The sequence below is a fragment of the Paludibacillus litoralis genome, from assembly GCF_037646705.1.
In the GTDB taxonomy this organism is placed as follows: domain Bacteria; phylum Pseudomonadota; class Alphaproteobacteria; order Rhodobacterales; family Rhodobacteraceae; genus Pikeienuella; species Pikeienuella litoralis.
The window spans coordinates 337,776-364,575 of record NZ_JBBHER010000003.1; the positions used below are offsets into that span (position 1 = coordinate 337,776).

The window sequence follows — 26,800 nt, forward strand, 5'->3', positions numbered from 1 at the left end:
AAATTGTAAGACACGATGGTAACTAAACATCGGAAGATCATCAAGGGGGAGTGAAATGGCGTATAAAGGTAAGGTGCGCGCGGCGTCGGCCGCTATAGCGTTGGGTTGCATGACGATGTTCATGCAATCGGGTGATGCGATCGCAGAGACGTTCGAGATCAAGATCTCTCATGCGGCCAACACGAAGCACCCGATCCATGTGGTGCTTGAGAAGTTCAAGGAGCTGGCGGAGGAGCGCTCGGAAGGGCGGCTGGAGGTCAGCGTCTTTCACTCGAGTCAGCTGGCCGGTCAACGCGAAGGCGTGGAAGGTCTCCAACTCGGCACGATCGAGATTGTCGCCATTCCAAATGGCGTCGCCGCTGGGTTTGACCCGGCTTTCATGCTTTTGGACATCCCGTTCCAGTTTGACGACATCGAGCATGCGCGCAACGTCGTGGACGCAGTCGGCGAAACGCTGATTTTCTCGGACCTGGAAGGGTCGGGGCTGGTCGGGCTCGCCATTTGGGAGCAGGGATATCGAAATCTCGGGACGACCAAACCGCTGGAAAGCGGTGTCGCCGGCGTAAGCGATCTGAAGTTGCGCACCATGGAAGCGCCATTGCACATCACCGCCTGGAGGGCGCTGGGGGCGAATCCGACGCCGATGGGGTGGGCGCAGGTCTTCACATCGCTGCAGCAAGGAGTGGTGGATGGTGTGGAGATCCCAAGCTATCTGTTCACGCAGACTGGCGTTCATGAGGTCATTCAGCAGGTTACGCTAACGCACCACATCTATGACTCTGTCATCGTCCTCGGCAGCAAGAAGCGCTTTGACGCGATGCCGGAGGATCTTCGCGACATCGTCCAGCAGACCATGCGGGAGCTGACGTCAGAGGAGCGCGACATAAATCAGCGTGACGTCGAAGAGGCCGAGCAACAGCTCCGCGATCTTGGCGTCGAGGTGATTGAGCTGGACGCCGCGCAGATGGCGAAGTTCAGGGAGGTGGCCCAGCCGCCAGTGTTGGAGGATGTGGCCAACCAGGTTCCGCAAGAAAAACTGGACGCCTGGCTCGCGGCCACCGAGCAAGCTCGCTGAGCCGCGAACGGCGACCGGGGCCGGGATCATCAGGGCTGACGCGGATGGCTTATATCCTCAGCGGGCTTGAGAAGCTGCTGGATGCGCTGGTCGTGCTCGGAATCCTGTTTATTTCCGGCCTCGTCTTCTCACAGTTTTTCTCACGGTACGTTCTCAACTTTTCGCTGCCGTGGTCTGAAGAAGTCGCGACATTCGCAATGATCTGGGCCGGCCTCCTCGGTTTGGTGGGGCATCTGCGCACGGGCGACTTCATCAGTTTCAACGTGCTGTCCAAAGTGCGGCATCCAGGAATTCGTCTGGTCGCTAGCGTCATCTCTCAAACCGCGACGGTGATTTTCTTTCTTCTGATTCTATGGTTGGGGCTTAAGGTATCGGTGCTCAGTCAAACCACGGGAATGTCGTCGGCGGCTCAGATCCCGTTGTGGTGGGTCTACATCGTTTACCCGGTTGTCGCCGGCGGAATACTGATCCGCCTGTCGCTTCGTTGGCTTCGCGCCTTTCCACGGCGGGTTCATCATGAGCGTTGAGTTTGCCGCACTCCTTTCTCTCTTCGCGGTGCTCCTGGTTTGCGGCACGCCAATCGCCGTGGCCATCGGGCTCCCCTCCGCGGCGTATATATTCCTCCGGGGCTGGCCTCCGGAACTGATCATGCAACGCCTGTTCAACGGGATGGATCAGTTCCTCCTGTTGGCGGTGCCATTGTTCATGTTGGCTGGCGAGCTCATGAATTCCGGAGGATTGACGACGCGACTGGTGAACTTGTCTCAGGCTCTCGTCGGTCATATCCGCGGCTCGCTCGCGATGGTCAATCTGTCCACGAACATGCTGATGGCGGGCATCTCCGGATCCGCCATCGGGGACGCGTCGGCTGTCGGCAGTCTTCTGATCCCCAAGATGGCGGAGCGCGGGTATCCCCGGGCGTTCGCGGCGGCGGTGACTGCGGCCGGATCGATCGTCGGGCCGATCATACCGCCGAGCGTCGTGTTCATCCTCTATGCGGTTCTCGCCGGCGCTTCTGTCATCGATCTGTTCCTGGCGGGAATCGTGCCGGGGATCCTGATTATCGTCATGCAGATGACGCTGGTGTACTTCATAGCCAGACGTCGCGGATTCCCGGTCGAGGAGCGGTTCGTCGCGCGCAGGGTCGCGGTCACCGGCGTTCAGGCGCTCCCTGTGCTCGTGCTGCCGGTCATCATTGTGGGCGGAATTCGCGTGGGCGCGTTCACCGCCACGGAAGGCGCGGCGGCGGCGGTGGCTTTTGCGCTGATGTTAGGGCTGGCGTTTCGCGCTTTGGGCGTGAAGAGCATCGGCCGCTGTGCGTTGGAGGTCGGTCAGGGGATTGGAGAAATCCTCCTGCTGATCGGCGCGGCGAGCATCCTTTCCTTCATTCTGGTGGCGGAGAAGATACCTCAGTCATTGACGGAGGGGATGCTGTCGCTGACCGACGATCCGATCGTTATCATATTGATAGTCAATATCACGCTTCTTGTCGTCGGCATGTTCCTGGATGGGTTCGCGGCTCTGATAATATTCGTTCCGATCCTTTTGCCTCTGGCGAAAGTGGCGGGGTTCGATCCCATTCATTTCGGGGTCGTTATCGTCACCAACATAATGATAGGAATCATTACGCCGCCACTGGGGATATGCCTCTTTGTGACTTCAAGGATCGCCGGGGTGCCGCTTAACGAGTCGGTGCGCGAGATTCTGCCCTTTATCGTGACGTCGATTATCGCGCTGCTGGTGATCACTTACATCCCGGCGATCTCGTTGACCCTGCCGCACATGCTGCGATAGGCGTTCGCAATCGGGCTCAGGACATGGTTGACCTGATCATGCCGCCATCGACGCGTATGGCGCCGCCGGTGCAATAGCCCCCCTGGCGGCTCGCCAGGAATAGGGCCGCAGCGGCGAATTCTTCGGTTTCGCCTTCACGGCCGGACGGAACGGTGGCGATCTCCTGACGGTGGATCTCCTCGACGCTCAGATTTGCGCGTTTGGCCGCCGCTGTCTCCAGTTCCGCGACGCGATCTGTCGCGATGCGCCCAGGTATCAAGGTGTTGACCGTCACGCCGTTGGCCGCCACCTCGTTCGAGGTGGTCTTGAGCCAGTTCGTCAGCGCCGCCCTCAAGGAATTGGAAAGCGCCATCTCCGGAATGGGTTGCGGCACGCCTGAGGACGTAATCGCAATCACCCGCCCCCAGCCTCGCTCGCGCATTCCGGGCAGGGAGCGGCGCACGATCCGCATGGGCGTCAACACCATCGACTCGAAATGGCTGCGCCATGCGTGCTCCTCGATCTCAACGGCCCCGCCCATCGGCGGCCCCCCGGAGTTGAGGACGACGATATCGATCGATCCGAAAGCATCCATTGCGGCGGCCACGAGTTCATCGCCACTGTCCGGGACATCCAGGTCGCAGCAGAGGCCCGCAGCCCGAGCCGAACCGAGAGCATTCAATTCAGCCAAGGAGGATTTGACCCGGCTCTCATTTCGGCCGCTGATGAATACATTTACGCCCTCCTTGACCAGGGCGCGGGCGATTGCGAAGCCCAATCCACGAGTGCTCGCCATGAGCAATGCATGTTTCCCGCTGATGCCGAGATCCATACTTGTCCCCCTTCTTTAGTGAAATAATGCGATGCGGGCCGCCTGGAGCCCCCGCTGCGTCCGATCCATGGTTAGGCGCGATGGACTGTGGGAGCCGGTGCGCCAGGGTTCGCCTTACTGTACCCGGTTTCGATGCGGGCATGCGTAGAAAAGCGCTTCTCCGGCGGGCTTTAGCGCATTTATCCGCTCACGTTCCGATCGATGGCGCGGTGGCGGCGCATGGGGGCGGGCGAACCTGCGTCGGCGTTCCGGTCATATAGGTCATGTTGCTGTCAGTAAATATTGTATACAATATTTTTGTGGGAGTCTACATGCGGGTTGCTGCAGGCAAAACGCCGAATGTTTGGAGGAATACGGCGATGAAAACGGTGCGAGAGACAGCAAATGCCGTCGGCGGCCCGCCGCGGCTCGATCCGTATCACATCCATCGGCTATTCGGAGCGCGTGTATGGCGGAGTTTTTCAAACATTCAACGCCAAGAGGATCACAGTTTCTTGCGGTTTCCGTTATGGCGTTATCCGCGTTCATGTCCTACAATTAAGGATCGCCTACACCTTCTTTCGTGGGGGGATGTATGGGATGGTTGAGCGTGCGTAGTTTATGTCTATTTTCGTTGTACGAAATTGTATTTGAAAGAGTTGCTGAGATCCCCTAGGATGGTCGCCGAAAACAGATAAGCGGACTTCATGCAAATCGAAGAAGCACCCAAAGTGGCTCCCAAGAGAGCCATCAGCACGATAGATGCTTTGGTCGACGGAATCGTCGAGGATGTGAGAATCGGTCAGCTCACGCCAGGACAGCGCCTGCTTGAGGCCGATCTCGCCGAACGGTTCAATGTCGGCCGCGGCACCGTGCGCGAAGCCATCCGTCGGCTGTCCGGCGAAGGGTTGATACAGGTCAATCGCTTCCGCGGCGCCTCGATCCGGATGCTGTCTGATAAAGAAGTGCTCGACGTGCTTGCGACGTTGGAGCTGATGCTCGGCCTTGCGGCTCGACAGGCGGCCAAAGCCATCGACAACGGTGAGAACCGTGAGCTGCTACAGCGTCGGCTCGGCGATCTGCTGGCGCTGGAGGGAAGCTCCGAATTCTATGTAACCGTGCGGCACCGGGAGCTTTTCTTCAACACCATCGTCTATATTAGCGGCAATCAGGAGCTGGACCGCCTCATGCCGAGGCTCCAGCTTCTGATCGCCCGGCTGCAGATGCCGAACCTCGTGCCGGACGCGCAGAGGTTCGCCGACTATCGCATGATGGGCGAAGCGATCCTCTCTGGCGAGGAAGGTCTGGCCGAATATGTGGCCCGGCTTCACATGCGCCACAGCATCGAGGCGTTCAAGATCACCATGGGCTGACCGCCGATCCGTTTCTCGAAGACCGATGCTTCGGCTCATTGGTCCGGACGCTCCAGCCGGAGCTTCGCTGGTCGCGCCGAACTGATGCGCCATGGGAGACGGAAGAGATTTTCCATGATGGCGGGCGGACTCGGCTCTTCCCGAGCCCTATGCCCGGCGGCGGCGATCCGATGAGCCGCTCCGCGGCCATGTCCCGGCGGTGACGCCGTTCCCCTGAATCCGGGGGAGTTGGGCGAGCCGCGCCGGATCGCGAGATAGTCATTGGACGCAGGTCAGTTCGTCGACAGACTATGTTGTTTCTTGAAGATGCTTATTGAAAGCGAATATCATGACAACGCTCTACTACGCTCCCGGCGCGTGTTCGCTGGCGCCGCATATTGTTCTGGAATGGATTGGCGCGCCTTACGAAGCGGTCAGGGTCGGGTTCGGCTCGAAGGAGCTGCTGGCCGTCAACCCTGCTGGATGCGTGCCGGTCCTGCGCGAGGATGACGGGTGGCTGCTCACCCAGGCCGGCGCGATCCTGGATTACCTGGCCCGGAAGCATCCCGACGCGGCGCTCTCGGGCGGGGACGGCGCGCGCGCCGAGGCCGACGCGCATCGCTGGTCGTCCTTCTTCACCAGCGACATGCACGCGTCCTTCTGGCCGATCTTCTTTCCCCAGCGCTACACCACCGATGACGGCGACGCGGCGAAACAGACGGTTGTCGACGCGGGGCGCAACCTGGTGCGAGCGCGCCTCGCCCTGCTCGACGCCCATCTGGAGGGCCGCGACTGGATCCTGAATGGCCGCTCGGTGGTCGACGCCTACGCTTTCCCTATGATTGGCTGGGCGATCAAGCTGCTGCCGGAGGGGCTGGAGGGGGCCCCCAATGTGCAGGCGTTGCATGACCGGATCGCGGCCGATCCGGCGGTCCGAAAGGTGCTCGCCCAGGAAGCCGAGGCGTGACGCAGAGCTGAAGAACGGCGCCGGCGTCAGTCGAGCGGCTTCAGGCCGGCTTCGATCTCGGCGCGGCGATCTTGGAGAAAGGGCGGCAGGGAGAGGGTTTCGCCGAGGGCGTCCATCGGCTCGTCCACGGCGAAGCCAGGCCCGTCGGTTGCGATCTCGAACAGGGCGCCGCCCGGCTCGCGGAAATAGAGGCTGCGGAAGTAATACCGCTCCACCTCGCCCGAGTTGGCGACGCGAAACGCGTTCAGGCGTTTTGTCCATTCGTGGATCGTGCCCGGGTCCGGGGTGCGGAGGGCGACATGATGCACGGCCCCCGCGCCCTGACGCGCAACCGGCAGTTCAGGCTGAACGGCGATGTGCACCTCGCCCGCCGGCCCGCCTGCGCCCATCTCGAAGACATGCACGCGTCCTTCCCCGTCGGGGCTGGCGTAGGCGTGCGCCGCGCGCATGTTCAGCACCTTCGTCAGCAGCGTCTCGGTCGGCCCGAGATCAGCCACCGAGATGGTGATCGGCCCCAGCCCGCGGATCTGGTGTGCGGCGGGAACCGGGCTTCGCCCCCATGGATGCGCCGCGCCCGCATCATCGGCGGTCAGCCGGAACCGCTGGCCCTCCGCATCCTCGAAATCGAGCGTCGCGCGGCCGTCCAGCATGACGACGTCGCCGCGCGTCAGCTCCGCATCGCGCAGCCGAGAGGCCCAGAAGTCAAAGCTCTCCTCGGCGATGCGTAGACCGGTGCGGCTGATCGAATGGGTCCCGCGCCGCTGCGGCGCCGCCGGCCAGTCGAAAAACGTGAGATCCGTGCCCGGCGTCGCCCGCCCGTCGGCGTAAAACAGATGATAGGCGGACGTGTCGTCCTGATTGACGGTCTTCTTGACCAGCCGCAGCCCAAGCGTTTCGGTGTAGAAGCGCTTGTTGGCGCGCGCATTGGCGGTGATCGCCGTCAGATGATGGATTCCGGTCAGGTCCATGGCGGCCTCTTTTCGTGTATCGGATCCCTCCCGCGCGCGGCGGCGGCGCCGGAAACCCTGCGGCGGATAGGGCGTTCGGCGCTTGCGAACGGGCGACTCGCCGCCACCGCCGGGCACTATGCGGCACACTCTCGATGAGATCGAAATCTTTCTTGGCGTCGGAGCATGCGCCTCGCGCCGCGCTCTTTCGCAGCGCCGCGGACCGCGTCAGGCCGACGGAGGCGAAACCCCTATGCGCCGGCTTGCGCGGCGAGGCGGCGTTCGAGCCGTTCCGCGACGGCGTCCCATGTCCGCTCGCGGAGCACCCAGGCGCGGGCGTTTCGCCCAAGCGCGGCCCGGAGGCGGGGGGCGTCGATGAGAGCGATGAGTTTGTCGGCCATGTCCGACGCATCGCCCTTCTCGAAAATCACGCCCGAGACGCCATCCTCGACCATTTCAGTCAATGCGTCGACGCTGGAGACCAGGATCGCCTTCTCCATGGCCATCGCCTCAAGCGGTTTGAGCGGGGAGACCATTTCGGTGACCGGCATCGGTTTTCGGGGCAGGGCGGCGATGTCGATCAGATCGTAGAATGCGCGCGCCTGTTCATGCGGCACGGAGCCGGTTCTCACGATCCAGTCAGCCATGCCCTCTTCAGCCGCGACCTGGTCCAGCATGCGCGTCAGGGCGCCGCTGTCCGGCGCCGCAGGGTTTTCGCCGCCGACGAGAAGCAGCCGGAAGACCCGCCCGCGCGCCCTGACCAGCGCGGCCGCGCGGATCAGATCGTCGAGCCCTTCATAGGCTTCGAACGAGCCGACATAACCGATGATCGGCGTATCGGCGGGCAGTCCCCATTGCGTTCGCAGGGAGGGATCGGCGGGCGATGGGTGAAATCTGGCGCCGTCGCAGGCGTTCGGCAGGAGAGAGACGCCGGAGAGCGCGACGCCGCGGTCCGCCAGTTCGCGCCGCATCGCGTCGGTGAGGGTGAAGACATGGTCGGCCGCGTTTGCGACGGCGGCTTCAAGCTCGCGGCGCTCGCCGTAGATCTTGCGCTCCTTGTATTCCGGCTCGAGCGAGGCCCGCGTCACCTCCCAGAACCCGCGCACTTCGTAGAAAAACGGCAGGCCCAGCCGCCGCGCGGCGATCAGCGCCGGCAGGGCGTTCCAATAGGGCGATGCGGCCATCACCCATTCGGGCCGCTGCGCGGCGAGCGTGGTCTCGAGAATGTCCGCCGCGCGGGCGAGATAGCCCGGCTTGTGCGGCTTTCCCGCAGGCGGCGTCCGCAGATAGGCGACGCCGTCGACCTCATCAGCCGCCGGCGCGTCCGAAGGCGCGCCGAGCGCTTCGACGACCTGCGGGAACCCCGGGCGGGTGACGCAGATCACGTCGAGCCCGCGCGCCCGCAGCCCCTGCGCCAGGCCGTGACCGCGGGTGGCGTAGCCGCTTTTTATATAAGGCAGGCTGCTCTGGAGCACATAGGCCAGCCGCCCCGGCGCCGGCGCGGCCCGCCTTGACCCGGCCTCAAGGCGGCTGATCAGCCCAAGGGTGTAATGATGCGCTTTTTTCATGTTTGCGACAGCCGCGCCGAGTTCGGCGTCGGGCGCCTCCGCGAGCCGCGCCTCGAGCCGGGTCGCGCATTCATGCGCGAGCGCCCCGGCGCCGGCGCGGCATGCGGCGTCGAAAAGCGCGCGGCCGGCCTCCGTGGCCGCGCCCGTTTCGAATGCGGCGTCGGCGAGGGCCGCCGCCGCCCGGATTTCGCCGCGGACCTGCAGCGCCGCCGCGGAGTGCGCAACGGCTTCGAACCGGCGCGGATCAGCCGCCGCCCGGCGGGCGGGCGCGCCAAACAACCGACTGAGAAACCCGGGGAACCGTGAGGGGGGCATCGGATCGGCGCCGCTCAAGCGCGGCCGGTGAGGCCGACGACGTCAATCACATTGCGGGGCCAGCGCGCCCTGTCGATCGCCCGGAACTGCTTGTGGGCGACGAGGATGACGTGAATGTCCGCCTCTGCGATCGCGGAGGCGATGTCGGCCTTTTCCGCTCTGGCGAGGCTGAGAGGCAATGTGTCGATATTCGGCTCGACCGCCAGAATGCGGCCCTCGTGCTGGTCGCAGAGGTCGCGGACGATGTTCAGCGCCGGGCTCTCGCGCAGATCGTCGATATCCGGCTTGAACGCCAGACCGTAGCAGGCGACCGTCAGATCGCGCCGCGCGGCGCCCGGTTTCGCCGTGAGCTGTCGCTCCATCTCTTTCCGGACCCGGTCGAGAACCCAGCCCGGCTTCGCATCGTTGATTTCCCGCGCCGCCCGGATCAGCCGGGCGGTTTCCGGCGAGCGGCTGACGATGAACCAGGGGTCGACCGCGATGCAGTGTCCGCCGACGCCCGGCCCCGGCTGAAGCACGTTCACGCGCGGATGCCGGTTGGCGAGGCCGATCAATTCCCAGACATCGATCTCAAGCTCGTCGCAGATGACCGAAAGCTCGTTGGCGAAGGCGATGTTCACGTCCCGGAAACTGTTCTCCGTGAGTTTGGTCATCTCCGCGGTGCGGGCGGTGGTGACGATGCAGTCGCCCTCGACGGCCAGCTTGTAGAGCGCCGCCGCCTTTCGTGAGCAGAGCGGCGTCATGCCGCCGACAACCCGGTCGTTCCGCACGAATTCGCGCAGCACATCGCCCGGCAGCACCCGCTCCGGGCAATGGGCGACGCGAATATCCGACGCTTCGCTCGCCTGCTGCGGAAAGCTGAGATCCGGCCGGGCCTCCGCCATCCAGCGCGCCATCTGTTCGGTCGCGCCGACGGGCGATGTCGATTCGAGAACCACGAGATCGCCGGGTTTCAGCACCGGCGCGATCGAGAGGCACGCGGCGCGGATATAGCTGAGATCGGGCTGGCGGCCGTCGCCGTCCGAGCCGGCTTTGAACGGCGTCGGCACGGCGATGAGGAAGGCGTCCGCCTGCTCGGGGCTGTTCGTGGCGTGAAGGAACCCATCGGCGACGACGGAGCGGACCATCTCGCCCAATTCCGGCTCCAGTATATGAACCTCGCCGCCATTGATCGCATTGACCGCGTCCATGTTCACGTCGACGCCGATCACCCTGATCTTGCGCCCCGCAAAAATCGCCGCGGTCGGGAGCCCGATATAGCCGAGGCCGACGACGGCGATCGTGTTGAACGGCGCCGGGCCGCGCTCAGGCGCGGGCCGCGAGATAGTCGAGGATCCGGGCGCTCGCGTGTCCGTCGCCATAGGGGTTCTCCGCAAAGCTCATCCTTTCATAGGCGGCGGCGTCGGTCAGGAGCGAGTCGACCTCGGCGCAAATCGTCGCGACGTCGGTGCCGACCAGCCGGACCGTGCCGGCCTCCACGGCTTCGGGGCGCTCGGTGGTGTCGCGCATTACCAGAACGGGCTTGCCAAGCGAAGGCCCTTCCTCCTGCACGCCGCCTGAATCGGTGAGAATCGCGTGCGAGCGGTTCATCAGATAGACGAAGTCGGGGTAATCGAGAGGCGCGATCAGGAAAATGTTGGGAACGCCGGAGAGATATCTGGTCACCGGGCCCTGAACATTCGGGTTGAGGTGAACCGGATAGACGATGTCGATGTCCGGGTGGGCCTCCGCAATCCGAACGAGCGCGTCGCAGATGCGCTCGAAGCCGCCGCCGAAGCTTTCCCGCCGGTGGCCGGTCACCAGAAGCACGCGGCGCTCCTGCGGGAGGTAGTTGAAGCTGGCCTCCAGCCGGGCCCTGAGCGCGCCGTCGTTCCCGATCCTGCCGACCATGAGGCGCAGCGCGTCGATCACGGTGTTGCCGGTGACGGCGATTTTCGCGCCGTCGACGCCTTCCGCAAGCAGATTGGCGCGCGCGCCGGCGGTCGGCGCGAAATGATGCGCCGCCAGCGCGCTGGTCAGCTTTCGGTTGCCCTCCTCGGGCCAGGGCGAATAGAGATCGCCGGTCCGCAGACCCGCCTCCACATGTCCGACCGGAATTCGTTGATAGTAGCTGGCGAGGGACGCCGCCAGCGTCGTCGCCGTGTCGCCGTGGACAAGCACGACATCCGGCCGGCGGGCCGCGAACACCCCGCGCATGCCCGTCATGATCCCGGTCGTCAGGTCGGTCAGATCCTGCCCCGGCCGCATCACGTCAAGATCGAAATCGGATGTCAGGCCAAAGAGGTCGAGCACCTGGTCGAGCATCTCCCGATGCTGGGCGGTGACGCAAAGACAGCTCTCGAAGCGATGATCCTTGAGCAGGGCGCGAACCACGGGAGCCATCTTGATGGCCTCCGGTCGGGTGCCGAAAACGCACATGATCTTCAAGGCTGGTTTTCCCGTGGAGCGCAAATCGCGATTCTCATGTCACATTCGGGAATGAAGATGAAGGCGTTCGATCCTGTTTCGGCCTGATCGTCATTACATCGCTCGCGCGTGAGCCGTCAACGGATCAGCATATGAAAAGACTGTTTCGTATGAAGGTTTGTATTGTTTAGTAGAAGGGCGACTTAATGGCCTTGTTATAAATATAAATGTCACTTTATATGATAAGTAATTCATATATGAGTGGTGCTGTAGGTTGGTATATCGAGATTTCGATGGGATCGGCGTTGCGGTGGCGTGAAAATCTTTCTCTGCGAAGGTGAAAGGCCGCATCTTGACGATTGGAATGGCCGAGGCCGTTCAGATTCGTTCCGCGCCGGCCGTCAGTGGCGGGGCGGCGGGTATCTGAAGGGAAAGATGTCGGCGGCGTGGCGGATGTGCTGCGTCTGATCCGCGATACGGAAGGCCTCGCCGGGATCGGACGCGCCGGCGCTTGCATCGACGCCTGATTCCCCTTAGATCGCACCTGCCCACGCTAGGGGTGTAGCTCAGTTGGTAGAGCGACGGTCTCCAAAACCGTAGGTCGGGGGTTCGAGACCCTCCGCCCCTGCCAGCGTCGGCGATGAGGAAAGGCGGCGATATGGCGCGTACGAATCCTGCGCAGTTCATCCAGCAGGTCCGGGCCGAGACGGCGAAGGTCGTCTGGCCGACTCGCAAGGAAACCATTGTGACGACCATCATGGTGTTCATAATGGCGACGCTCGCCGCGCTGTTCTTCTTTTTCTCGGACATGATCATCGGCTTCGGGATTGACCAGATTCTGCGGATCGGCGCTTGACTTGATCGGATACGGCGGCTAGTTCGCGTTGCTTCCGGAATGAAGAGGCGCGCGTAGATTCGCAACGCGCGCCGTTTCAGTTTAAAGATGGCGCGACTGAGCCCCGCGGGGCGCTGGCGCGAAGAGCGCAAAGCGGAGAGGCGGCGACAAAGAATGGCCAAACGCTGGTATGCCGTGCATGTGTTTTCGAATTTCGAGAAGCGCGTGGCGGAAACGTTGCGCGAGACCGTCGAGCAGCAGGGGCTGACCGACGAGATCGAAGAGATTTTCGTCCCCACCGAAGAGGTGATGGAGATTCGCCGCGGCAAGAAGGTGAAGGCGGAGCGCCGCCTGATGCCGGGTTATGTCCTGGTGAAGATGGAGATGACCGACCGCGCCTATCTGCACATCATCGACACCAACCGCGTCACGGGGTTTCTCGGCCCGCAGGGCAAACCGAGCCCGCTGCGCGATTCGGAAGTGAATCAGCTTCTCAATATCGTCGAGGAGGGGGCGGAGCGGCCGCGGCCGAAGATCGCCTTCGAGGTCGGCGAGCAGGTCCGCGTCACCGACGGCCCGTTCGAGAGCTTCACCGGCATGGTGGAGCAGGTCGACGAGATCAGCGCCCGACTGAAGGTGATGGTTTCGATTTTCGGCCGGCCGACGCCGGTCGAACTGGAATACGCCCAGGTCGTCAAGCAGACCTGAGCGGCCGCTCGCGGGAGGCGAGAGGGGCGCGCCCCTCGGACCGCACCGCTCACCGTAAGCTCCGGGGTCGCGACCCGCGGGGCGGAATGGAAAGGAGGCCGGAATGGCCAAGAAGAAGATCGGCGTGATCAAGCTCCAGGTGCCCGCGGGCAAGGCGAACCCTTCGCCGCCCATCGGCCCGGCGCTCGGTCAGCGCGGCATCAACATCATGGAGTTCTGCAAGGCGTTCAACGCCAAGACGCAGGAGATGGAGGCCGGCGCCCCGTGCCCGACCATCATCACCTACTATCAGGACAAGTCCTTCACGATGGAGATCAAGACGCCGCCGGCGAGCTTTCTCCTGAAGAAGGCGGCGGGCGTCAAATCCGCATCCAAGACCCCGGGGCGCTCCGTTTCGGGCTCGGTCTCGGTCAAGCAGGTGCGCGAGATCGCGGAGACGAAAATGCGCGACCTGAACGCGACCGACGTGGAGGCGGCGATGAAGATCATCGTCGGTTCCGCCCTGTCCATGGGCATCGAGGTCAAGGGGTAAGGTCATGGCGAAGCTTGGCAAGAGAGTGAAAGCGGCGCGCGCGGCCTTCGAGGGCAAGGCCGATCTGCCGGTGGCGGAGGCGGTCGCGCTGATCAAGGCGAACGCGAAGGCGAAATTCGACGAGACGGTCGAGATCGCGATGAATCTGGGCGTCGACCCGCGCCACGCCGACCAGATGGTCCGCGGCACGGTCACGCTGCCTTCGGGCACCGGCAAGACGGTCCGCGTCGCGGTGTTCGCGCGGGGCGCGAAGGCGGAGGAGGCCGAGGCCGCCGGCGCCGACATCGTCGGCGCGGAAGACCTGATGGAGACCGTGCAGAGCGGCAAGATCGACTTCGATCGCTGCATCGCGACGCCGGACATGATGCCGGTGGTCGGCCGGCTCGGCAAGGTTCTCGGCCCGCGCAATCTGATGCCGAACCCGAAGGTCGGCACGGTGACGATGGACGTCGCCGAGGCGGTGAAGGCCGCGAAGGGCGGGCAGGTGCAGTTCAAGGTCGAGAAGGCGGGCGTGATCCACGCGGGCATCGGCAAGGTCAGCTTCGACGAAGCGAGCCTCGCGGCCAACGTCAAGGCCTTCGTCGAGGCCGTGGGCAAGGCCCGGCCGACCGGCGCCAAGGGCACCTACATGACGAAGATTTCGCTCAGCTCCACGATGGGGCCGGGCGTGACGGTGGATGTGGCCGACGCCATCTCCGCCGAGTGAGTTTTCGCCGGAGGTTGTCCGGCGGAATGACGGGGCGTCGCCCGCAAGGCGGCGCTCATCCGGTCCGAGACGGTGGGCGGGGGTGAACCCTGTAAGGCCCGCCATAGACGGGAGACGCAGGATCGGCCGTTTTCATGGCGGCGATTTTGGCTGACCCGGGACGGGAAAGGAAGCGGACAGGCGGGAAGCCGGCTGTCTGATCTTGAGCCGGCGGAAGGGAGCGTTCCCGACCGCCAAAACCTTGGAGAAGACTGTGGATAGAGCCCAGAAAGAAGCGGTGGTCGAGGAACTCGGCCAGATCTTTTCTGACTCTGGCGCCGTCGTGGTGTGTCACTACGTCGGTCTCTCGGTCGCTGAGATGTCGGATTACCGGGCGCGCATGCGCGCCGCGGGAGCTTCGGTCCGCGTCGCCAAGAACAGGCTCGCCAAAATCGCCCTGGAGGGCAAGCCGTGCGAGGGTCTGAAGGACCTTCTCACGGGCCAGACGGTGTTCGGCTACGCCGAAGATCCCGTTTCGGCGGCGAAAGTCACCGAAGCTTACGCGAAGGACAACGCCAAGCTCGTTGTTCTCGGCGGGGCGATGGGGTCGACCATTCTGGACGCGGCTGGCGTGAAAGCGCTTTCCGCGATGCCTTCACGCGAGGAAATTCTGGCGTCGATCGCGGGATGTCTCATCTCGCCCGCCGCCAACCTTGCGGGCGCCGCTGGCGCACCGGCCTCGAACATCGCCAGCATTCTGACGACGCTGAGCGAACGAGAGTCCGCCTGAACCTGGCAAGCAATCGGGAGGCGCGGGCGATAGGCCCGACGCCGGAACCACGAAGACAAGCGAACGGAAAACGAAATGGCTGATCTGAAGAAACTTGCTGAAGAGATCGTCGGCCTCACCCTCCTCGAGGCGGTGGAGCTGAAGAACATCCTGAAGGACGAATACGGCATCGAGCCCGCTGCGGGCGGCGCCGTGATGATGGCCGGTCCGGCCGCCGGCGGCGATGCCGCCGCGGCTGAGGAGCAGACCGAATTCGACGTGATCCTCAAGGCCGCCGGGGCGAAGAAGATCAACGTCATCAAGGAGGTCCGCGCGATCACCGGTCTCGGCCTCAAGGAAGCCAAGGACCTCGTCGAGGCCGGCGGCAAGGCCGTGAAGGAAGGCGCCTCGAAGGCGGAAGCCGAAGAGATCAAGGCGAAGCTCGAAGAGGCTGGCGCCGAAGTCGAGCTGAAGTAAGCCGCGGCCCTTCGGGGCTGCGATCGAGAAGAAGGCTGGACCCGGCGCGCCGGGTCCAGCCCGCGTCGTCTCAGGCCCTCCGGCCGGTTGACCGGAAGGAGGGCCTCGGAAGACGCGGTGATCCGGGAAGTCGGCATGGGAAGCCGGCTGGTATTGGAACACCCTGTCACTCGGGACGCCGTCTCGCCGTTTCCCCACCGGCGAGAGGTTGGCGAAAGACCAGAGGAATCAAATGGTTCAGACGCATTCCGGACGCAAGCGCATTCGCAAGTTTTTCGGCAAACTCGACGAAGTCGCGAAAATGCCGAACCTGATCGAGGTGCAGAAAAGCTCGTATGAGCTGTTCCTGCGATCGGGCGACGGCCCGGTTCCGACGGATGGCGAGGGCATTCAGGGCGTTTTCCAGTCGGTGTTTCCGATCAAGGACTTCAACGAGACGGCGGTTCTCGAATTCGTGAAATACGAGCTTGAGGCGCCCAAATACGATGTCGAGGAATGTCAGCAGCGCGACATGACCTACGCCGCGCCGCTGAAGGTGACGCTGCGGCTGATCGTCTTCGAGGTCGACGACGACACGGGCGCCCGCTCGATCAAGGACATCAAGGAGCAGGACGTCTTCATGGGCGATCTGCCGCTGATGACGCAGACCGGCACCTTCGTCGTGAACGGCACCGAACGCGTGATCGTCAGCCAGATGCACCGGAGCCCGGGCGTCTTTTTCGATCACGACAAGGGCAAGACCCATTCGTCGGGCAAGCTGCTTTTCGCGTCCCGCGTCATTCCCTATCGCGGCTCCTGGCTCGATTTCGAATTCGACGCCAAGGACAATGTCTATGTCCGCATCGACCGGCGCCGGAAGCTGCCGGTCACGACGCTGCTCTATTCTCTGGGCATGGATCAGCAGGCGATCTGCGATGCGTTCTATGACCGGGTCGACTATGTGCGCACCGGCGAAGGCTGGGCGGCGCCGCTCGATGTGGAGCGCCTGCGCGGCACCAAGCCGAGCTTCGATCTTGTGAACGCGGATTCCGGCGAGGTGATCGCCGAGGCTGGCGCGAAGCTGACCCCCCGCAAGTTGAACAAGCTCGCCGACGAAGGCGTCACGAGCTACCTCGCGCCGTTCGAGGCGATCATCGGCCGTTACGCCGCCGAGGACATGATCAACGAGGAGACCGGCGAGATCTGGGTCGAGGCCGGCGACGAATTGACCTGGGAGCTCGACCCGAAGACCGGCGAGGTCGTGGGCGGAACGTTGAAGACGCTGCTCGACAACGGCGTCACCACCATCCCGACGCTCGACATCGATAACGTCACCGTCGGCCCGTATATCCGCAACACCATGGCGGTGGACAAGAACCACGGCCGTGAAACCGCGCTTCAGGATATCTACCGAGTGATGCGGCCCGGCGAGCCGCCGACGCTGGAGGCGGCGGAGACGCTGTTCAACTCGCTGTTCTACGATCCCGAGCGCTATGACCTTTCGGCGGTGGGCCGGGTGAAGATGAACATGCGTCTTCAGCTCGATGTCGAGGATACGGTCAGGACGCTGCGGCCCGAAGACATGCTGGCGGTGATCAAGGCGCTGGTCGATCTGCGCGACGGCAGGGGCGAGGTCGACGACATCGATCACCTCGGCAATCGCCGGGTGCGCTCGGTCGGCGAGCTGATGGAGAACCAGTACCGGGTCGGACTGCTGCGCATGGAGCGCGCGATCAAGGAGCGGATGTCTTCGGTCGAGATCGACACGGTGATGCCGCAGGATCTGATCAATGCGAAACCGGCGGCGGCGGCGGTGCGCGAGTTCTTCGGCTCGTCGCAGCTCAGCCAGTTCATGGACCAGACCAACCCGCTTTCCGAGGTGACGCACAAGCGCCGGCTTTCCGCGCTTGGGCCGGGCGGCCTCACGCGTGAGCGCGCGGGCTTCGAAGTGCGCGACGTTCATCCGACCCATTATGGGCGGATGTGCCCGATCGAGACGCCGGAGGGCCCGAATATCGGCCTGATCAACTCGCTCGCCTGCTTCGCGCGCGTGAACAAATACGGCTTCATCGAGACGCCGTACCGGACCGTCCGCGACGGCAAGGTCACCGACGAGGTGAACTATATCTCGGCGACGGAGGAGATGCGCTACACGGTGGCGCAGGCCAACGCGAGCCTGACCGAGGACGGCGAGTTCATGAATGAACTGGTCTCCACCCGCAAGAGTGGCGACTATCTTCTCTCGCCGCGGGAAAACGTCGACCTGATCGACGTAAGCCCGAAACAGCTCGTCTCGGTCGCGGCCTCGCTGATCCCGTTCCTCGAGAACAACGACGCGAACCGCGCCCTGATGGGCTCGAACATGCAGCGCCAGGCGGTCCCTCTTCTGAGGGCCGAGGCGCCCTTCGTCGGCACCGGCATGGAGGAGGTCGTGGCGCGCGATTCGGGCGCGGCGATCACCGCGCGCCGCGGCGGCGTGATCGACCAGGTCGACGCGATGCGCATCGTGGTCCGGGTCACTGACGACATCAGCGCGAGCGACCCCGGCGTCGACCTCTACCGGCTCCGCAAGTTCCAGCGTTCGAACCAGAGCACATGCATCAACCAGCGGCCGCTGGTGAAGGTGGGCGATCGGGTGAAGGCCGGCGACGTCATCGCCGACGGCCCCTCGACCGATCTCGGCGAACTGGCGCTCGGCAAGAACGTGCTCGTCGCGTTCATGCCCTGGAACGGCTACAACTACGAGGACTCGATCCTCATTTCCGAGCGGATCGTGAAGGATGACGTCTTCACCTCGATTCACATCGAGGAATTCGAGGTCATGGCGCGCGACACCAAGCTCGGGCCGGAGGAGATCACCCGCGACATCCCCAATGTGGGCGAGGAGCAGCTGCGCAATCTCGACGAGGCCGGCGTCGTCTATATCGGCGCCGAGGTCGGGCCTGGCGATATTCTCGTCGGCAAGATCACGCCGAAGGGCGAAAGCCCGATGACCCCGGAGGAGAAGCTGCTTCGGGCGATCTTCGGCGAGAAGGCCTCCGATGTTCGCGACACGTCGCTGAAGATGCCTCCGGGCGATTTCGGGACCATCGTCGAAGTGCGGGTGTTCAACCGGCATGGCGTCGACAAGGACGAGCGCGCGATGCAGATCGAAGGCGAGGAGATCGAAGCCCTCGCCCGCGACCGGGACGACGAGGTCGCGATTCTGGACCGCACCACCTACGCGCGGCTCCGCGAGCTTCTGCTCGGCAAGACCTGCGTGAAGGGGCCGAAAGGCGTGAAGGCCGGCTCGACCATCACCCCCGAAATGCTGGACGGAGTCCTCTCCCGCGGGCTCTGGTGGCAGCTCGTGCTGCCGGATGAGGCCGATCAGAAGAGCCTGGAGGCCCTGAACCAGCAGTATGACACCCAGCGCCGCGCTCTCGAAGCTCGCTTCGAGGACAAGGTGGAGAAGGTGCGCCGCGGCGACGATCTGCCGCCGGGCGTCATGAAGATGGTCAAGGTGTTCGTCGCGGTGAAGCGGAAGCTTCAGCCGGGCGACAAGATGGCCGGCCGTCACGGCAACAAGGGCGTCATCTCCAAGGTGGTGCCGGAGGAGGATATGCCCTTCCTCGACGACGGCACGCCCGTCGACGTGGTGCTGAACCCGCTCGGCGTGCCGTCGCGGATGAATGTCGGGCAGATCCTCGAGACCCACATGGGCTGGGCCGCGCACGGACTTGGCCGCATCGTGAGCAAGGCGTTGGACGGCTATGAACGGGACGGCGACCTCACCCCGGTCCGGAAGGCGATGGAGATCGCCTACGGCGCGGAGACCCTCGCCGAGGCGACCGAGGACATGACCGAGGCGGAATTCATCGAGGCGGCCGGAAACGTCCGTCGCGGCGTTCCGATCGCGACCCCGGTCTTCGACGGCGCGAAGGAGGCGGACATCAACGAACGTCTCGCCGCCGCCGGCTTCGACCAGTCCGGCCAGGTGATCCTCCATGACGGCCGGACGGGCGACGCGTTCACGCGCCCGGTCACGGTCGGCTACAAGTATATCCTGAAGCTGCATCACCTCGTGGACGACAAGATCCATGCGCGCTCCACCGGCCCCTACAGCCTCGTGACCCAGCAGCCGCTGGGCGGCAAGGCGCAGTTCGGCGGTCAGCGGTTCGGAGAGATGGAGGTCTGGGCGCTGGAGGCCTACGGCGCCGCCTACACCTTGCAGGAAGTCCTGACGGTGAAGTCGGACGACGTCGCGGGCCGGACCAAGGTCTATGAGAGCATCGTCAAGGGCGAGGACAATTTCGAGGCTGGCGTCCCGGAATCGTTCAACGTTCTCGTCAAGGAAATCCGTTCGCTCGGCCTGAATGTCGAGTTGCTGGATTCGGAAACGGAGTGAACCAGATGAACGAGATCAGCAATATCTTCAGCCAAGGCGTGGCCCCGGCCGCGACCTTCGACGAGATCCGCATCGGGCTCGCCAGCCCGGAGCGGATCCTCTCCTGGTCCTTCGGCGAGATCAAGAAACCGGAAACGATCAACTATCGGACGTTCAAGCCGGAGCGGGACGGTCTGTTCTGCGCCCGGATCTTCGGGCCGATCAAGGATTACGAGTGCCTCTGCGGCAAATACAAGCGGATGAAATATCGCGGGGTGACCTGCGAGAAATGCGGCGTCGAGGTGACGCTGCAGAAGGTCCGCCGCGAGCGGATGGGCCATATCGATCTGGCCTCGCCCGTGGCGCATATCTGGTTCCTGAAATCGCTTCCCTCCCGCATCGGGCTGATGCTGGACATGACGCTGCGCGATCTGGAGCGGGTGCTTTATTTCGAGCAATATGTGGTGATGGAGCCGGGCCTGACCGACCTCACCGCCGGCGAGCTGTTGACGGAAGACCAGTACCTCGACGCGCAGGACAGCTTCGGCGAGGACGCCTTCACCGCCGGCATCGGCGCTGAAGCGGTGCGCGAGATGCTGGCGGCGATCGACCTTCAGGAGCTGCGCGACAAGCTGCGCGAGGATCTGCGCGAGGCGACGGGCGAGCTGAAGCCGAAGAAGATCATCAGGCGGCTGAAGCTGGTGGAGAACTTTCTCGATTCCGGCAACCGGCCGGAATGGATGATCCTGACCGTGGTTCCGGTGATTCCGCCGGAGCTGCGCCCGCTGGTGCCGCTCGACGGCGGTCGCTTCGCGACCTCGGATCTCAACGATCTCTATCGTCGGGTGATCAACAGGAACAACCGCCTGAAGCGGCTGATCGAGCTTCGCGCGCCGGATATCATTATCCGTAACGAGAAGCGGATGCTCCAGGAATCGGTCGACGCGCTCTTCGACAACGGCCGCCGCGGCCGGGTCATCACCGGCGCCAACAGGCGGCCGCTGAAGTCGCTCTCCGACATGCTGAAGGGCAAGCAGGGCCGGTTCCGCCAGAACCTTCTCGGCAAGCGGGTCGACTTCTCCGGCCGGTCGGTGATCGTGACGGGACCGGAGCTGAAACTGCATCAATGCGGCTTGCCGAAGAAGATGGCGCTCGAGCTTTTCAAGCCGTTCATCTATGCGAAGCTGGACGCGCAGGGCTATTCCTCCACCGTCAAGCAGTCGAAGAAGCTGGTGGAGAAGGAGCGCCCGGAGGTCTGGGATATCCTCGATGAGGTGATCCGCGAGCATCCCGTCCTCCTGAACCGCGCGCCGACGCTCCACCGTCTCGGCATTCAGGCGTTCGAGCCGGTGCTGATCGAGGGCAAGGCGATCCAGCTTCATCCGCTGGTCTGCGCCGCCTTCAACGCGGATTTCGACGGCGACCAGATGGCGGTTCACGTGCCGCTGAGCCTTGAGGCTCAGCTCGAGGCCCGCGTCCTGATGATGTCCACGAACAACGTGCTTTCGCCGGCCAACGGCAAGCCGATCATCGTGCCGTCGCAGGACATGGTTCTCGGCCTCTACTATCTTTCGCTCGAGAAGGAGAACGAGCCGGGCGAGGGCATGATGTTCGCCGACATGGCGGAGATCGAGCACGCGCTCAATACGGGCGACATCACGCTTCACACGAAGATCATCACCCGGCGCGACACGGTTGACGCCGAGGGCCGCCCCGTGCGTGAGCGGCTGGAGACGACTCCGGGCCGGATGCAGATCGGCGCGCTTCTGCCGAAGAACGCGGCGGTGCCGTTCTCGGTCATCAACCGGACCCTTCGGAAGAAGGAGGTCGGAGAGGTCATCGACGAGGTCTACCGGCACTGCGGACAGAAGGATTCGGTCATTTTCTGCGACCGGATCATGACGCTCGGCTTCACCGAAGCGTTCAAGGCGGGCATCTCGTTCGGCAAGGACGACATGGTCATCCCGGAGTCGAAATGGGAGATCGTGAACGCCGCCCGCGACGCGGTGAAGAATTTCGAACAGCAGTATCTCGACGGCCTGATCACCCAGGGTGAGAAGTACAACAAGGTCGTCGACGCCTGGTCGAAATGCACCGACAAGGTCGCCGAGGCGATGATGGCGGAAATCTCCTCTGTGAAGAAGGACGCGGACGGCCGGACGCAGGCGCTGAACTCGGTCTACATGATGTCGCATTCCGGCGCCCGCGGTTCGCCGACCCAGATGCGCCAGCTCGCCGCCATGCGCGGCCTGATGGCGAAGCCGTCCGGCGAGATCATCGAGACGCCGATCGTCTCGAACTTCAAGGAAGGCCTGACCGTGCTGGAGTATTTCAACTCCACCCACGGGGCGCGGAAAGGGCTCGCGGACACCGCGCTGAAGACGGCGAACTCCGGCTATCTCACCCGTCGTCTGGTCGACGTGGCGCAGGACTGCATCATCAAGATGGAGGAATGCGGCACCGAGAACGGCATCACGCTGCAGGCGGTGGTGAATGGCGGCGAAGTGGTGTCGCCGCTCTCGGAGCGGGTCCTGGGCCGCGTTCCGGCCGAGGACGTGCTCGACCCGGCCGACGACAGCGTCATCGCGCCGAAGGGCGAGATCATCGACGAGAAGACCGCGCACCAGATCGACGCGCTTCAGGTCGTTTCGGTCAAGATCCGCTCTCCGCTGACTTGCGAGGCGGAGGACGGAATCTGCGCGAACTGCTACGGGCGCGATCTGGCGCGCGGCACACGGGTGAACCTCGGCGAAGCCGTGGGCATCATCGCCGCCCAGTCGATCGGCGAGCCGGGCACGCAGCTGACGATGCGGACCTTCCACATCGGCGGCGCCGCGAGCGTGAGCGATCAGTCCTTCGTCGAATCGACTCAGGAAGGCCGGCTGGAGATTCGCAATCCTTCGCTGCTGACCAATGCGGATGGCGATGTCCTCGCCATCTCGCGGAACGTTCAGCTTGTGATCGTCGACGCCAACGGACGAGAGCGGGCGGCGCACAAGCTGGCCTATGGCTCCCGGCTTCTGGTGAAGGAAGGCGACATCATCGAACGCGGTCAGCGTCTGGCGGAGTGGGACCCGTACACCCTGCCGATGATCGCCGAGAAGGGCGGCTCCGCCAAGCTGGTCGATCTCATCCCGGGCATTTCGCTCCGCGAGGAGGTCGACGACGCGACGGGCATCAGTCAGCGGATCGTCTCCGACTGGCGGTCGGCGCCGAAGGGCTCCGACCTGAAGCCTGCGATCAGCCTGATCGGAGAGGACGGCGAGCCGCAGATGCTCGATAACGGCAACCCGGCGCATTACTTCATGTCGGTGGATGCGGTGCTGTCGGTCGAGGATGGGCAGACGGTCCGCCCCGGCGACGTCATCGCGCGCATCCCGCGCGAAGGCGCCCGGGCCAGAGACATCACCGGCGGTCTGCCGCGGGTGGCGGAGCTGTTCGAAGCCCGGCGTCCGAAGGACCACGCGATCATCGCCGAGATCGACGGCCATGTTCAGTTCGGCCGCGATTTCAAGAACAAGCAGCGGATCTCGATCGTTCCGGTCGACGAAGATGCGGAGCCTGTCGAATACCTGGTGCCGAAGGGCAAGCACATCGCGGTGCAGGAAGGCGATTTCATCCAGAAGGGAGAATATCTTCTGGAGGGCAATCCGGCGCCGCACGATATCCTCGCCATTCTCGGGATCGAGGCGCTGGCGGATTATCTCGTCAACGAGGTGCAGGACGTCTACCGGCTTCAGGGCGTGAAGATCAGCGACAAGCATATCGAGGTGATCGTTCGGCAGATGCTGCAGAAGGTGGAGATCACCGACGGCGGCGAGACGACGTTGCTGAAGGGCGAGCAGGTCGACAAGATCGAGTTCGACGAAGCGAACGAGAAGGCGCACAAGAACGGATATCGCCCGGCGACGGGCGGCCCGGTCCTTCTCGGCATCACCAAGGCGAGCCTGCAGACGCGCTCCTTCATCTCCGCCGCCTCCTTCCAGGAGACGACGCGGGTTCTGACGGAGGCGGCGACCCAGGGCAAACGCGACAAACTCGTCGGCCTGAAGGAGAACGTCATCGTCGGGCGGTTGATCCCGGCCGGCACCGGCGGCGCCGCGATGCGGATCAAGGCCGTCGCCGCGGAGCGTGACCGCAAGGTTATCGCCGCCCGGGAGAAGGAGGCGGCCGCCGCGGCGGCGGCCGCGGCGGCGGAGAAGCCCGCCGAAGACGCCTTCAAGGTGATCGAAGGGCCGAGCGACGACAACGCCGATAGCCTGATCGACGAGTGAGCCTGCCCGCTTCGGGCTGAAAAATGAGAAGGGCCGCGGCGCGAGCGCCGCGGCCTTTCGCGTTCCCGGGCGCCGGCGCGGGGGCGCGCATCGCGATCTCGTTTGCACACGGGCGCTCACTGGCTATCATCCCGGGATGGCCAAGCGGAGGCGGGCGCGATGAGTGACGAAATCAGATTCACCCTCAATGGCGAGCCGGCGGTCGCGGCGCCCGGGCAGTCGATCTGGGATGTCGCGAAGAATATGGGAACGCGCATCCCCCATCTTTGCCATCTGGATGAGCCCGGCTACCGCGCGGACGGCAATTGCCGGGCCTGCATGGTGGAGATCGAGGGAGAGCGGGTGCTCGCCGCGTCCTGCATTCGCCCGCCGACGGAGGGGATGGTGGTCCGCACCGACGGCGAACGGGCGACAAAGGCCCGCGCGATGGTGATGGAGCTTCTTCTCGCGGATCAGCCCGAGCGCGAGATCGCGCATGATCGCTCCTCCCATCTCTGGGACATGGCGGAAGCGACGGGCGTCTCCGGGAGCCGCTTTCCGGCGCTGGAGCCGGACCGCGTCCCGCTTCTCGATGACAGCCATGTCGCGATGCGCGTCAATCTTGACGCCTGCATTCATTGCAATCTCTGCGTCCGGGCCTGCCGCGAAGTGCAGGTGAACGACGTCATCGGCATGGCTAGGCGCGGCCACGACTCGCAAATCGTCTTCGACATGATGGACCCTATGGGCGCCTCCACCTGTGTCGGCTGCGGCGAATGTGTGCAGGCCTGCCCGACCGGGGCGCTTCTGCCGGCGACGGTGGTCGATGAAAACGGCCTCGGCGACAGTCGCGACTATGACCGCGAGGTGCGCTCCGTCTGCCCGTATTGCGGCGTCGGATGCCAGATATCCTTCAAGATCAAGAATGACCGGATCAAATATGTCGATGGCGTGGACGGCCCTTCGAACGAGAACCGGCTCTGCGTGAAGGGGCGCTTCGGCTTCGACTATGTCGATCATCCTCACCGTCTGACCAAGCCGCTGATCCGGCGCGAAGACGCGCCGGCGAAGGGGTTGAATGTCGATCCCGAGACCCCGTTCACCCATTTTCGCGAAGCGACATGGGAAGAGGCTCTGGATATCGCCGCCAACGGGTTGGCGCGGCTCCGCGATGAGCGCGGAGGCGAGAGCGTGGCCGGCTTCGGCTCCGCCAAATGCTCGAACGAGGAGGCCTATCTCTTCCAGAAGCTGATCCGCACCGGCTTCGGGCACAACAATGTCGATCACTGCACGCGGCTCTGCCACGCGTCCTCCGTCGCCGCGTTGATGGAGAATATCGGCTCGGGCGCCGTCACCGCGACCTTCAACGAGATTGAAAACGCCGATGTCGCCATCGTCATCGGCGCCAACCCGATCGAGAACCATCCTGTCGCCGCGACCTATTTCAAGCAGTTCGCGAAAAGGGGCGGCAAGCTGATCGTGATGGATCCCCGCGCGCAGGGGCTCAGGCGCCACGCCAGCCACATGCTGCAATTCCGCCCCGGCTCCGATGTCGCGATGCTGAACGCGATCTGCCATGCGATCGTCGACGAAGGGCTCGTCGACCGGCAATATATCGAGGCCTACACCGAGAATTTCGAGGCGATGAAGACGCATCTCGAAGGCTTCAGCCCGGAGAAGATGGCGCCGCTCTGCGGGATCGACGCCGAGACGCTTCGGGATGTCGCCCGCACATTCGCCGGCTCGAAGGCGGCGATGATCTTCTGGGGCATGGGCGTCAGCCAGCATGTCCATGGCACCGACAATTCGCGCTGTCTGATCAGCCTCGCGCTGATGACCGGCCAGATCGGGCGGCCGGGAACCGGGCTGCATCCGCTCCGGGGGCAGAACAACGTGCAGGGCGCCTCCGACGCCGGCCTGATTCCGATGTTCCTGCCCGATTATCAGGCGGTCGGCGATGACGGCGTGCGTTCGCTCTTCACCGGCATCTGGGAGACCGGGAACTGGAACCCGAAGCCGGGCCTCACCGTCGTCGAGATCATGGACGCGATCCATGCGGGCCAGATCGGCGGGATGTATATCGTCGGCGAAAACCCGGCGATGTCGGACCCGGACGTGGAGCATGCGCGCGCGGCGCTCGCGAAGCTGGAGCATCTGGTCGTGCAGGATATTTTCCTGACCGAGACCGCGAATTACGCCGATGTGATCCTGCCGGCGGCGGCGTGGCCGGAAAAGATCGGCACCGTCACCAACACCAACCGGCAGGTGCAGATGGGCCGGCCGGCGGTCGCGTCTCCGGGTGAGGCGCGGGAGGATTGGCGGATCACGGTCGACCTCGCGCGCCGCCTCGGCCTCGATTGGACCTACGCGCATCCCTCCGAGGTTTTCGCGGAGATGAAGCGCGGCATGAAATCGCTGGACAACATCACCTGGGAGCGGCTGGAGGCGGAAAATTCGGTGATCTACCCGTCGCTCTCGCCGGAGGACCCGGGGCAGGCGGTGGTGTTCGGGGATGGATTCCCGCGGGCGGGCGGGCGGGCGCGCTTCGCTCCGGCCGAGGTGACGCCGCCGGCGGAGATCCCGGACGCGGACTATCCGATGATCCTGACCACGGGCCGACAGCTGGAGCATTGGCACACCGGCGCGATGACCCGCCGCGCGAGCGTGCTCGACGCGGTGGAGCCGGAGGCGAACGCCTCGCTCCACCCGCGCACGCTCCGCGCGCTCGGCGTCGCGCCGGGCGGAATGATCGAGGTGGCGACGCGCCGCGGCGCGATCCGCATCATGGCGCGGGCGGATCGGGCGGTGGCCGAGGACATGGTCTTCATCCCCTTCGCCTTCGTCGAGGCGGCGGCCAATATCCTGACCAATCCGCAGCTCGATCCGTTCGGCAAGATCCCGGAGTTCAAGTTTGCGGCCTGCCGCGTGGCCAAGGCCGGAGAGGCGGTCGCGGCGGAGTGACGATTTCGGCTTTGGGCCCCC

At 64.3% G+C, this 26,800-nt stretch carries 19 protein-coding genes and 1 tRNA gene; 15 read left to right on the top strand and 5 right to left on the bottom strand.

Going from position 1 to position 26,800, the window contains the following annotated elements:
• Nucleotides 1-55: 55 nt before the first annotated feature.
• The 3 genes from WG921_RS06020 to WG921_RS06030 are packed head-to-tail and all read left to right on the top strand — an operon-like array spanning nt 56 to nt 2,869.
• A complete protein-coding gene (locus tag WG921_RS06020; protein ID WP_340108302.1) occupies nt 56-1,075 on the top strand; it encodes a TRAP transporter substrate-binding protein in 1,020 nt (339 codons plus the stop codon).
• A gap of 44 nt (nt 1,076-1,119) precedes the next feature.
• Nucleotides 1,120-1,602: a TRAP transporter small permease gene (locus WG921_RS06025; RefSeq protein WP_340108303.1), complete on the top strand. Its 483-nt coding sequence runs from the start codon at nt 1,120-1,122 to the stop codon at nt 1,600-1,602.
• Nucleotides 1,592-2,869 carry a TRAP transporter large permease gene (locus WG921_RS06030; RefSeq protein ID WP_340108304.1) on the top strand — a complete coding sequence of 426 codons (1,278 nt, stop codon included), beginning with the start codon at nt 1,592-1,594 and terminating at the stop codon, nt 2,867-2,869. The genes WG921_RS06025 and WG921_RS06030 overlap by 11 nt, the downstream gene beginning before the upstream one ends.
• Nucleotides 2,870-2,885: 16 nt before the next feature.
• Here WG921_RS06030 and WG921_RS06035 read toward each other — a convergent pair whose 3' ends face one another.
• Nucleotides 2,886-3,680 (bottom strand): SDR family oxidoreductase, encoded by a 795-nt coding sequence (locus WG921_RS06035; protein ID WP_340108305.1) that lies wholly within the window; start codon nt 3,678-3,680, stop codon nt 2,886-2,888.
• Between the two features lie 686 nt (nt 3,681-4,366).
• On the opposite strand from WG921_RS06035, the gene WG921_RS06040 reads away from it, so the two are divergent.
• Complete coding sequence (locus WG921_RS06040; protein ID WP_340108306.1) at nt 4,367-5,032, top strand: GntR family transcriptional regulator; 666 nt, start codon at nt 4,367-4,369, stop codon at nt 5,030-5,032.
• Between the two features lie 328 nt (nt 5,033-5,360).
• Entirely contained in the window at nt 5,361-5,978 is a 618-nt protein-coding gene (locus tag WG921_RS06045) for a glutathione S-transferase family protein (RefSeq protein WP_340108307.1), read from the top strand.
• A gap of 26 nt (nt 5,979-6,004) precedes the next feature.
• Here the strand turns inward: WG921_RS06045 and WG921_RS06050 are convergent, their stop codons facing one another.
• The 4 genes from WG921_RS06050 to wecB all read right to left on the bottom strand — a co-directional run bounded on the left by WG921_RS06050 (nt 6,005) and on the right by wecB (nt 11,190).
• Entirely contained in the window at nt 6,005-6,946 is a 942-nt protein-coding gene (locus WG921_RS06050) for a ring-cleaving dioxygenase (protein WP_340108308.1), read from the bottom strand.
• A gap of 230 nt (nt 6,947-7,176) precedes the next feature.
• Entirely contained in the window at nt 7,177-8,808 is a 1,632-nt protein-coding gene (locus WG921_RS06055; RefSeq protein WP_340108309.1) for a glycosyltransferase family 4 protein, read from the bottom strand.
• A 14-nt stretch (nt 8,809-8,822) separates the two neighbouring features.
• Nucleotides 8,823-10,169, bottom strand: a complete 1,347-nt coding sequence (wecC, locus tag WG921_RS06060; protein ID WP_340108310.1) for a UDP-N-acetyl-D-mannosamine dehydrogenase — start codon at nt 10,167-10,169, stop codon at nt 8,823-8,825.
• Nucleotides 10,114-11,190, bottom strand: coding sequence for a non-hydrolyzing UDP-N-acetylglucosamine 2-epimerase (gene wecB / locus WG921_RS06065; protein WP_340108311.1), 1,077 nt, complete (start codon nt 11,188-11,190; stop codon nt 10,114-10,116). The genes wecC and wecB overlap by 56 nt, the downstream gene beginning before the upstream one ends.
• Before the next feature lie 579 nt (nt 11,191-11,769).
• Here wecB and WG921_RS06070 point away from each other — a divergent pair.
• The 10 genes from WG921_RS06070 to fdhF all read left to right on the top strand — a co-directional run bounded on the left by WG921_RS06070 (nt 11,770) and on the right by fdhF (nt 26,779).
• Nucleotides 11,770-11,845, top strand: a tRNA-Trp gene (locus WG921_RS06070).
• Between the two features lie 27 nt (nt 11,846-11,872).
• On the top strand, nt 11,873-12,070 hold the full coding sequence (secE, locus tag WG921_RS06075; RefSeq protein WP_340108312.1) for a preprotein translocase subunit SecE: 198 nt from the start codon (nt 11,873-11,875) through the stop codon (nt 12,068-12,070).
• A 153-nt stretch (nt 12,071-12,223) separates the two neighbouring features.
• Nucleotides 12,224-12,757 carry a transcription termination/antitermination protein NusG gene (gene nusG / locus WG921_RS06080; protein ID WP_340108313.1) on the top strand — a complete coding sequence of 178 codons (534 nt, stop codon included), beginning with the start codon at nt 12,224-12,226 and terminating at the stop codon, nt 12,755-12,757.
• A 103-nt stretch (nt 12,758-12,860) separates the two neighbouring features.
• Nucleotides 12,861-13,289, top strand: a complete 429-nt coding sequence (gene rplK, locus WG921_RS06085) for a 50S ribosomal protein L11 (RefSeq protein WP_340108314.1) — start codon at nt 12,861-12,863, stop codon at nt 13,287-13,289.
• A 4-nt stretch (nt 13,290-13,293) separates the two neighbouring features.
• The gene (gene rplA, locus WG921_RS06090; RefSeq protein ID WP_340108315.1) at nt 13,294-13,995 is read left to right on the top strand and encodes a 50S ribosomal protein L1; all 702 of its coding nucleotides are present in this window, start codon (nt 13,294-13,296) and stop codon (nt 13,993-13,995) included.
• A 253-nt stretch (nt 13,996-14,248) separates the two neighbouring features.
• Nucleotides 14,249-14,764: a 50S ribosomal protein L10 gene (gene rplJ / locus WG921_RS06095; protein WP_340108476.1), complete on the top strand. Its 516-nt coding sequence runs from the start codon at nt 14,249-14,251 to the stop codon at nt 14,762-14,764.
• Between the two features lie 75 nt (nt 14,765-14,839).
• Entirely contained in the window at nt 14,840-15,220 is a 381-nt protein-coding gene (gene rplL / locus WG921_RS06100; RefSeq protein WP_340108316.1) for a 50S ribosomal protein L7/L12, read from the top strand.
• A gap of 232 nt (nt 15,221-15,452) precedes the next feature.
• Nucleotides 15,453-19,586: a DNA-directed RNA polymerase subunit beta gene (gene rpoB / locus WG921_RS06105; protein WP_340108317.1), complete on the top strand. Its 4,134-nt coding sequence runs from the start codon at nt 15,453-15,455 to the stop codon at nt 19,584-19,586.
• Nucleotides 19,587-19,591: 5 nt separating this feature from the next.
• Nucleotides 19,592-23,839: a DNA-directed RNA polymerase subunit beta' gene (gene rpoC, locus WG921_RS06110; RefSeq protein ID WP_340108318.1), complete on the top strand. Its 4,248-nt coding sequence runs from the start codon at nt 19,592-19,594 to the stop codon at nt 23,837-23,839.
• Between the two features lie 159 nt (nt 23,840-23,998).
• Nucleotides 23,999-26,779, top strand: a complete 2,781-nt coding sequence (gene fdhF, locus WG921_RS06115; RefSeq protein WP_340108319.1) for a formate dehydrogenase subunit alpha — start codon at nt 23,999-24,001, stop codon at nt 26,777-26,779.
• Nucleotides 26,780-26,800 lie beyond the last annotated feature (21 nt).

Excerpts from the sequence above, each read along its gene's own strand:
- WG921_RS06020 (WP_340108302.1), top strand. The coding sequence starts at position 56 with ATGGCGTATAAAGGTAAGGTGCGCGCGGCGTCGGCCGCTATAGCGTTG.
- WG921_RS06025 (WP_340108303.1), top strand. The coding sequence starts at position 1,120 with ATGGCTTATATCCTCAGCGGGCTTGAGAAGCTGCTGGATGCGCTGGTC.
- WG921_RS06030 (WP_340108304.1), top strand. The coding sequence starts at position 1,592 with ATGAGCGTTGAGTTTGCCGCACTCCTTTCTCTCTTCGCGGTGCTCCTG.
- WG921_RS06035 (WP_340108305.1), bottom strand. The coding sequence starts at position 3,680 with ATGGATCTCGGCATCAGCGGGAAACATGCATTGCTCATGGCGAGCACT.
- WG921_RS06040 (WP_340108306.1), top strand. The coding sequence starts at position 4,367 with ATGCAAATCGAAGAAGCACCCAAAGTGGCTCCCAAGAGAGCCATCAGC.
- WG921_RS06045 (WP_340108307.1), top strand. The coding sequence starts at position 5,361 with ATGACAACGCTCTACTACGCTCCCGGCGCGTGTTCGCTGGCGCCGCAT.
- WG921_RS06050 (WP_340108308.1), bottom strand. The coding sequence starts at position 6,946 with ATGGACCTGACCGGAATCCATCATCTGACGGCGATCACCGCCAATGCG.
- WG921_RS06055 (WP_340108309.1), bottom strand. The coding sequence starts at position 8,808 with ATGCCCCCCTCACGGTTCCCCGGGTTTCTCAGTCGGTTGTTTGGCGCG.
- wecC (WP_340108310.1), bottom strand. The coding sequence starts at position 10,169 with ATGGCGACGGACACGCGAGCGCCCGGATCCTCGACTATCTCGCGGCCC.
- wecB (WP_340108311.1), bottom strand. The coding sequence starts at position 11,190 with ATGGCTCCCGTGGTTCGCGCCCTGCTCAAGGATCATCGCTTCGAGAGC.
- secE (WP_340108312.1), top strand. The coding sequence starts at position 11,873 with ATGGCGCGTACGAATCCTGCGCAGTTCATCCAGCAGGTCCGGGCCGAG.
- nusG (WP_340108313.1), top strand. The coding sequence starts at position 12,224 with ATGGCCAAACGCTGGTATGCCGTGCATGTGTTTTCGAATTTCGAGAAG.
- rplK (WP_340108314.1), top strand. The coding sequence starts at position 12,861 with ATGGCCAAGAAGAAGATCGGCGTGATCAAGCTCCAGGTGCCCGCGGGC.
- rplA (WP_340108315.1), top strand. The coding sequence starts at position 13,294 with ATGGCGAAGCTTGGCAAGAGAGTGAAAGCGGCGCGCGCGGCCTTCGAG.
- rplL (WP_340108316.1), top strand. The coding sequence starts at position 14,840 with ATGGCTGATCTGAAGAAACTTGCTGAAGAGATCGTCGGCCTCACCCTC.
- rpoB (WP_340108317.1), top strand. The coding sequence starts at position 15,453 with ATGGTTCAGACGCATTCCGGACGCAAGCGCATTCGCAAGTTTTTCGGC.
- rpoC (WP_340108318.1), top strand. The coding sequence starts at position 19,592 with ATGAACGAGATCAGCAATATCTTCAGCCAAGGCGTGGCCCCGGCCGCG.
- fdhF (WP_340108319.1), top strand. The coding sequence starts at position 23,999 with ATGAGTGACGAAATCAGATTCACCCTCAATGGCGAGCCGGCGGTCGCG.